The organism is Citrobacter sp. Igbk 14, from assembly GCF_028069825.1.
In the GTDB taxonomy this organism is placed as follows: Bacteria; Pseudomonadota; Gammaproteobacteria; order Enterobacterales; family Enterobacteriaceae; genus Citrobacter.
On the sequence record NZ_JANEWM010000100.1, the window covers coordinates 1 to 8,860 of the forward strand.

At 40.4% G+C, this 8,860-nt stretch carries 3 protein-coding genes; 1 reads left to right on the top strand and 2 read right to left on the bottom strand.

Translation table 11 applies throughout. The features are described 5' to 3' along the window. Positions 1 to 3,527: hypothetical protein (locus NNN64_RS22030; protein ID WP_271442773.1), on the bottom strand; the 3,527-nt coding region annotated here is incomplete at its 3' end. A gap of 838 nt (positions 3,528 to 4,365) precedes the next feature. Between NNN64_RS22030 and NNN64_RS22035 the strand changes: the two genes are divergently transcribed. Then, positions 4,366 to 7,701, top strand: a complete 3,336-nt coding sequence (locus NNN64_RS22035) for a VPA1262 family protein (RefSeq protein ID WP_271442774.1) — start codon at positions 4,366 to 4,368, stop codon at positions 7,699 to 7,701. A 255-nt stretch (positions 7,702 to 7,956) separates the two neighbouring features. Here NNN64_RS22035 and mscS read toward each other — a convergent pair whose 3' ends face one another. Beyond that, positions 7,957 to 8,835: a small-conductance mechanosensitive channel MscS gene (gene mscS, locus NNN64_RS22040; RefSeq protein ID WP_271442775.1), complete on the bottom strand. Its 879-nt coding sequence runs from the start codon at positions 8,833 to 8,835 to the stop codon at positions 7,957 to 7,959. Positions 8,836 to 8,860 lie beyond the last annotated feature (25 nt).

Below are 8,860 nucleotides of genomic sequence, written 5' to 3' on the forward strand. Positions count from 1 at the left end.
CTTTTTTTATAAGATTTCCCACTTCCAAGTAAGTCAGTTAAGTAATACGATTTATTTGCGTTTCTATCATTGAATTTGTTGGAGATCTTTGGCCAGATATAATTCCCGTGCAGCTCAAATGCTTTATAAAAAGCATTATTTAGGTAATCCCATAAATCAGAATAATCAACATTATTACCGCCAACTTGGTCAATTATATGCGAACATAGTTGTAATGCAAATTCAGCGTTTTCAGACTTTAATAGCCGTTCCACTGAGTTTAGCCAATGATAGCTATCCGAATAGCGACTCTTATCTTCTTTTTTAAAAGAAACATTAAGAACCAGATGGACCAAAGTCAGCCTTAGCTGAGTAAAGTCCACATCTTCACGACCAAATATGTACATATTCATATTATCAAGTGCTACCCAATTTGCAGTCGCATCAATTTCACTGAGTGACATACAAAAATGAGATATTTGCTTTTCAGTTAAATGCTCTGTCGCGTGTCCATAAACGAGCGTAGCGGCTGAATAACTAGGGAGCTTATCTTCAGCTATCAGTCGAATGAAAACATCTAAATGTGTAATATCAAAGCGACCTGTGCGTATCGCGTCAGGATAATATTTAATGAGCTTTTCATCTGAACCTATTAACTCAACTATTTCTTTCCATTTAACAGGTTCCTTTATATAAAGTCCAGAAAATAAACCAGAAAAGAACTGAGTACTTACAGTTTTATGATTGCGCAAATGTTCGAGAGTTACATTGAGTAGTTCTTCTGTATAATCTGCTTCTAGGACCAAATGCTTTGCAAAAATCCAGCTTTGTTTCTGCTCAGGAAAAGTCATCAACAGTTCAAAATGTTCATACAAATCAGCAAGCCTGTTTACAAGGACTTTTGCTAGATCCTTAGCATCTTCAGCTGCCATATCAATATAGTGGCCATTGTCGTCTTTTTTATGCTCTCTCGACGGATTAAATACGACTAATTTTAATAGCTCCTCAATACTATTTTCATCGGGCGTTAATAATTTTTCCCACGACATTAAGATATCGATTTGTTCTTGATTCATTCCTTTGGCATCATAATTTAAAGCATGGGATATCGATTGAGCTGCGGCAGGCCAGTATTTACCTGTTAACTTGATTACTTCTTTTATAAAATAGTCCAATTTATCCAGTAGGTTATATCGAATTAATCCCCTAATTTCATGACCAAAAGCATCTTTAACCTGTTCGATCAAATGTCCACGTTTAATAATCATAAGTAGAATTTCTAATAATGACTGCCAGTAATCATAAATTTCTTGATATTTTTTTGGATTCCATTCTTTTAGCTCTGGCTTAGTGCCTTGAAACTCTGCTCTTATAGTTCTGGTGCCTCCGTGAGTGTCCATTGCCGTTTTAATAGCATTTATTATTACCACATCTGCGCTTTCTAAATCTAAAGAAAGAGCTTTATTCAAAATTTCTAGCCTTTGATCAAAATCAGCTTCTGTACCAGATAATTGCCAGCGAAATAATTGTGCGAACTGTCTCAGTGAATTATTGCTATAATTTTCGTTTTCAAATTGTGCTAATTTAAATAAAACCCATGCACTTTTATCAAAACAAGACTTATGAAAAACAAGCATCTCTAATGCCCAGACAAAGTTGCGTCTTACATCGCCTTTAATATCGAGTATCTCTTTATCAGTTAATTGTAAAATAACTCTGTGTAACTGATTGTTCGTAACAGCAGGGTTCACTTCAACTAATGCGCGAAACAGTCTTGAACCCTGTTTGGATAGTAACAATTCCGCTTGGCCGAAAGGGTTATTGGCAGCACAAAAGTTTTCGACAAATGACTGAACATTTATCGATGAGTCTAGGTATCTTATTTGATCACAAAAACTATCAAGCAGCATAGCTGGAAGGCTGGAAACAATTTCACTTTGTCTGTCAAATGCACTTGTATTCCACCATTCCATTGCCAAGTTTAAAGCTAATGGTTTAGGGACTACGCGAGCTAGGCTTCCAGTACAATTAATCAATTCTTTATGATTGAATGTCATAATTGTATTTTCGAAAGTTATCTGGTCTGTTCCAGCAATACGCTTTAAAAATTCAGCATCTTCATTGATATCATCTCTGCTCCCTTTCTGAAACCTAAAATAATCGAAAAGAGAAAAGACTTTAAGCAATTCTCTAGCTTGGTCACTCAGGCTTCCATCGCCATTTATTAATTTTTCTACAAGGTTTGATTCATCAAATTTGGTTGTAATACGCCCCTCTTGCTGTAGCTCTTTGATAGCCATTTGTGCAAGCAGGGGGAACCCCTCAATAAATTTCTCTAATTGCTGTTTTGATGAGGGATCTAGATCTGGAAGTCGACTTTCGATAATATTGCTTATTTGCTCTGCTCCTAATTTTTCTAACTTTATACGAATGCTATTTGTTAGTTTCTTATTTTCTTCGTGATAAAAATAAGTAGTGATGAGTTTTAGAGGCGAATTGTTAACCTCAATTGCATTTGTGGCGTAATTATGTAGTTCCACTGAGCAGTTGTCTATTATAATAAACCCTACCGCACCGTTCTCGGCTGCTGTTTTTATTGATTCTTGAACCCTATTAATATTTTCAGAGCCACTAAACACAATGAAATCATTATCTTTTATATTGTTTCTGTTTTTGTATTCAATCAATAATCGTGACTTTCCTAAACCAGATAAACCAGTAAGTCTTATAAAACAAGCATCAGAGTTTATTGCTTCTGATAGTGCTGAAAATGCTATTTTTCTTGGTTCATCTTCTTCATACGAAAGCTCGTGCTTACGTTCATCGTATTTAAGCCATTCTTTAATAGGCTTAGCTGAATCTAGATTAAATTTTCCAACTGAAGGAGAGCTTTTAATAAATGACTTTAGTAGGATGACCTGTGTGTCATCTTTTGAATTTGGTTTTACAATAGAGCTATGATCGACTCCATTTATTGTTTCGATAGGGTGGTATCTAAATAGGCTTTTTGAACTTACTGAAGATACTACAGTTTCATTTGCATCAATAATGCTCAGTATGTTCAACTGCTCACTTAACTTTTTATCTACCCAATCTTCATCTAAAGCATCTAAATCACTTGAGTTGTTAACAAGCGACTTCAAATGTCTGTTATTAAATGCAATGAACTTACCGATATTTGCTAAACCTGAACCACCGTGAGGTACATCAAAAAAGCATACCTTTTTGATGTTATGTTTAGTTCCTAGTTTACTAAGCCTCACGAGAAGACGTTTAATAACTAACCCTCCCATACTATGGCCTACTAAAATGATTTCATCATTCCCAAGGTCACATCTAGCCTTTATATCGGTAAGCAGTCCATTAGCAATGTTTAAAATTGTTGGGGCAGATTTAAAGAATTGTGTTATGAAATTGGGTGATGTGTACCCATACTCAATGACTTGATGCTCAATATCAGGGTCATCAATTATATACTGTGGGAAATTACCCCAAGTCTTGTCTATTTTACCACCTAAGCCATGAACAAAAACTATAAACTTATTCATCAGTTATCCTTTTTTGAAGTCACCTTTAAATGTATTTTGGTAACAGTGTGTTTCATTTTTAGAATTCTATCTTTAAGCCTAATAAATATTGTTTGTATATGGCTGTATTAACTGTAATGTTAACAAAAAATGCTTCACAAAATGAAATGTTTATGGACACTATAACAGCCTTTTCCTATTCGCGGATGATTATTTATCACTACATCTATGGTCTATTGTTAAATGAATAATTAACATCAGTCATTACTCTGTTACAGTATTACGCATAATCGGCAGAAAAAAGTTGAATCGGCATCAGTTAGATCATCAATGTGCGGCTATACAATAGCTTGGTCAATGCTGTAATACTGGTTTTCATCTCAGGCCTAGCCATTAAAATGTAAAGGGGCAAGACCGTATAATCAGATGCTACGCACCTATTTTAGTACGCTACCGCCCTCACGTTACCGAAGCTTCATGCATCTGATAACACTACCACATCAGCATTTTTTGCTGTACATCTAGATAGAATAGTTATCCAGATGTGATGGTACTAGCAAGATTTGGGGAAAGAAGTAACTGACTTTGGGGCAAAATATGCTATAGGTTTTAGGGTCAGAATCAGTACCACGTACTCAGACTCGATTTTGGCGTAACGTTACTTGTTTGAGGATTTATTCGGATTTAGGGCTCGAGTGTTTCTTGGCTTTTTTATTGTCACGTTGACGCTGATCTGGCTTGCCAGTCGGCTTAGCTATTTTGGGGTTGCGGCGGCAAAGGGCTCCAAAACAGTGGTGGAGAATCAGAGCTGTGCGTAATATTGTGCAATATCAGTTTGGAAAGGAACTCGCAGAATTCAATGGCTACTACACTAGATGACCTCTTAGGCGACGGACGATTGGCTCGCCTTTTTTCTAACCAAAATCGCGCTTGTGCACTTCAGCTATGGGTCCTTCAGATTAAATCTGAAAAGTCGAGAGAAATGCGCGTAGTTTACGGACGTCTACTCCCATACAGCCATTCGAGTAACAGTTGGTCCTTCAGCGACAACGATAACCATCTTATCTTCGGAAACATCAAGGCAAAGTTTACCCGCCTTAACTTGTATATAGACAGTATCCATTGTGCAGAGTTTTTAAGGCAATTGATTGCTGGTCGGTCAATCTCAGAAATAAATGATATATTGGAAATTGAGTGTTCGAGTAAATTAACGAAACTGTTTGGTGCTACTGCTCTTATGGCCAATAATCTGGTCTATCGCCCAGTTGCTTATCTACTCAACCGAGATGCATATGATCGCCAGTCAATTTCTAGCCCACATAGTGCAGCCGGGGCTTTCAGTGCTTCGATTACTCAAATGAATAAGGAAGCGTTATTTCTGTTGAGTGAGGAATACAGCGCTGTCTTAACTACTTCGTTAGTTGAACGGCTCAATGCGGAAACTGGTTTAGATTTTGGAAAATCAGATGCCACACGATTTGGCGATATTGAATTATTGGTTTTTCCTACGCTTAATGACCTTGAGCAGAACTTGCTAAGTGTTAAATGGATTGACTCATCACCTGCTCTATCAGTTTGCTTTGCTCCGACACAAGTGCCGCTCTTTGATAAATTTCAGTTCCACTTGAGCATTACAAACGATGGCCAAATCATTTCCTCGTCTATTGCTTCAGCAAATCGTAAAGAGGATGGAGTGTTTGAATATGTGTTTAAAGTGACCGAGGAGGTGTGTGAGAGGACAGATAGTACAGAACTGGAGATTTTTGGTTTCTCAAACGATCGCCCTCATGAGGGGGTGCTCTGCTGCCGGTGGCGGATAGGATATATCCGAGAAATAAATTTTCAGGGCCATATGGTGGGGCAAGGGACAAGTTCCGTCAAGTTCGACTGGCTTGAAAAAGCAACTAGGCCAGCTATGTCAGCGCGTGTAAAGGCTGCTCTTACGGTTAACCGGGGCAATTTGGGGTTTGGCAACCGCGTCGGTGGGCGGCAGGCAGACCCTTGGGTTCCGGTGAATCGTGAACTTCTTTCTCTTTTTACGCGGCTTCATCCGCCTAAGTCAGAAGGGCAGTTTTTCCAGAGATGGAGCATGGGGGATGGAGAAGGGCGATTGCAATTCGTGGAGTGGTTTAGAACTATATTGGGCAAGTATCAGCAGCATCAAATAGTTATATTCGATCCTTACTTCGAGACTGCTGGTTTAGGGCTTGTATTGATTAATGCAGCAATTAAGTCAGATTATATCATTTTTACATCGCTGCCAAAGACATCGAGAGAGATTGAATATGAACAAGATAGCTCAGAACAACTCTATACGGGGCGAGTAAACAATTTAATAGTGAGCTGTGAGCATAATAGTCACTTACTAGGTCGCCTAAAGTTTCGTATCTATGGCCTAAAAGAAGGACGGCTACATGATCGTTATATTTTAATTATGGGGGCAGATCGTCTTCCGGTTGCCGGATTCCATCTGTCTAATTCTTTTCAAAGTGCAGCTGAAAATTACCCATTACTGATTACCCCAATTCCTTCGGATGTTTTACTCCAAATAGAACAATATAAATCTGCGCTGGTACAGGAGATTATGGTTACTAGTCTTGGAAATGAGGTTGAGAATCCCATGATGCAACTGCTTTTCGATTCTAGTAAGACGTCAGCTGTACCGCGACGGTATGAGTCTCTAAACTTTCTCGAAAGGTCTGGAGTGGGTAAAGTACTAAGTGTATGGTTCGGTGAAATGTCATTGCAGGGCTTAAGTGGTGACCAGTTAAGAGCGCAGATGATGACATTAGGTTTACTAAATGATAACTCGCTTATTTTGCACGATGGGCTACATAACTTCATCAATAACAAACAAGTTATTAACTCTAAGGACTTTAATGTAACTTGGGGAGTGCTGGGAGAAGTGCTAGCACATTCTCCCACGGGGGACATAGGATGGGGGGTTATTGAGTCAAATAGCGATTTTCTCAAGTTATTGAGTCAATTTGTTGTGGAATCGTTCGATCGCCTACATGAAAATACAGATAAGGAACTGGCTGTAGTTGATATATGGTTCTTTCGAAAAACTGTAGAAGTCTTACTGCACAGCCCTTATCGCTCGGAACAGCTATTCCATTCGACAAAATACGCAGCCCTCACTTGGTCAGAGTACTTTGCCATCAAAATCTTATGGAGTCATGCTCCGGATTGCTTGTTGACGATCGCCGAAGCACAGATCTCTAGGCTGCAAATTGAGCACGAAGTGTCGGAGGTCATGCGGTTGTCTCTGTTGAGCCAGATAGTCAGCGAAGTTTCCCTATCGATACAGTTCAATATCAGCATCATTCAACGAGATAGTCTTATCCATCGCAAGCAGGGATTACTTAAATGGCTGGGATTTAATGCACTAGAACGACAGTTAGATATACCTGCAGGACTCACGTCAGTATTATCGTGTCTGGAAACCCTTACTCATCAGGAACGAGTGCTCGCCTTAGGTTGGATGATTAACCATGCAGCCAAGGATCCTAATAAAGAGAAAACTTATAAAGATTTGGTTGAAGCTCTGCATGAGGAACTACCAGAGAAAATACCTATGGAGGAGTTGCGGTACTTGGTCGATTCCATGCGAGGACATATGAAGCAATTAGCGTTGGCTGAGCCTTGGTTGTCCCAAGATGTGATCTTACCGTTATTGCAGAATGCCCGTGCCTCCACTGAGGACGCTTGTGAAATATGGGTTCAGGAGTTGGTGAGCATGCTTGGGCCGAGACTGAACAATCAGTCTCGCTTGTTTGAACGAACCCGTGAAGGGCAGACGACTAACATTGCTTCGTTTCTTTTCGCCAATAGTAACACCTCTCAGCGAGAGTTAAGCCTGACGATGATGAATCAAATCTTGAAGCGACAGCGACGAATCATACAACAACCACTCGCCAGCACGTCGAACTGGAGCCAATGGGACGATGCGCTGAGAGTGTCATTATGGATACTTACTTTTGCTAAATGGAGTGAGTTCTATCTAAGTGCGCTAGGTATGTTCGATCAAAACTTAGAACGGTTAACAGGTGATGCACATGGGCTTGCTATGGTTAGATCGAAAGAAGAATGGCAAACCGAAGGTGTTGGTATACAGAGCGAACTCATTGAGTTCCTAGAGCAGGGCGAGAGGCTTCTGAGTGAAGGCGGTAGGCTGAAAAGCGATTCTCAATAAGCTAGATTAAAGGCCGAATGAGTATTTAAATGGTATTTTTTATGGCATTCAACCTATGAATATCAGTATCCTATTGTTAATAAATGATTTTTTGCTTATATTTATAATCGAGTGGGAATAATCCCTCTCCCTGTTATCGGCTTCTGAGCCAATAACATGTAATAAAGCCCTCTGTGAATCAGGGGGCTTTTTATTATCTATGGTCGGGAAATTGAATTCAGGACGATATGAATATACCGCCTATTCTGTAGGGGGCTAATCAACCAACTGCAGCTGGGGCTGCGTTTTGGATGCAACATTCTCCACACGAATATCCATTTGCGGATAGGGCAGGTCGATATGGTTGTCGTCCAGCGCTTCTTTGATACTTTCCAGCAGGTCGTAATAGGTGTTCCAGTACTCAGCATTGCGTACCCATACACGAACATAAAAGTTCAGCGATGAGGCGCCAAGCTCTCCCAGGCGCACGGTCACACCACGCTTCTGATCTATACGACGATCCTGTTCGATGATCCGATTGATAACGCGTTTGACATCAGCAATGCGGCTCTGATAACCAACGCCAATGACCAGATCGATACGGCGAAACGGGTGGCGAGAATAGTTAATGATGTTATCGGAAATGATCTTACCGTTTGGGATCACCACTTCTTTGCTGTCGGCGGTGAGAAGCGTGGTGGAGAAAATGTGGACCTTTTCTACCGTTCCGGTAACAGCGCCAATCTGTACGACTTCCCCGGCGCGAAATGGACGTAGGGAGACCAACAAGACGCCAGCGGCAAAGTTGGATAACGACCCCTGTAACGCCAGGCCGACAGCCAATCCCGCAGCACCGATAACCGCAATAATGGATGATGTTTCAATACCGACGCGGCCCAGTGCGGCGACAACGAAAAAGGCGAGGGTAATGTAACGGACGAGAGCAGTGAAGAACTGGATGATGGTGATGTCGACTTTTCGCTTGAGGAGTAATTTTTCCAGCCCGCGGGATAGCAGGCGAGAGATAAATTTACCGACAAACAGCAAAATGACGGCAGCGACGATGTTCCAGCCAAATTGAATTACCGCATCACTGTGCCCGGCAAGCCATTCAAGACCGGTACGTATTTTGGGAAATAATGTAAAACTACTCATGGTATGACCCTGTAGTATTAACAAA

Excerpts from the sequence above, each read along its gene's own strand:
- mscS (WP_271442775.1), bottom strand. The coding sequence starts at position 8,835 with ATGAGTAGTTTTACATTATTTCCCAAAATACGTACCGGTCTTGAATGG.
- NNN64_RS22035 (WP_271442774.1), top strand. The coding sequence starts at position 4,366 with ATGGCTACTACACTAGATGACCTCTTAGGCGACGGACGATTGGCTCGC.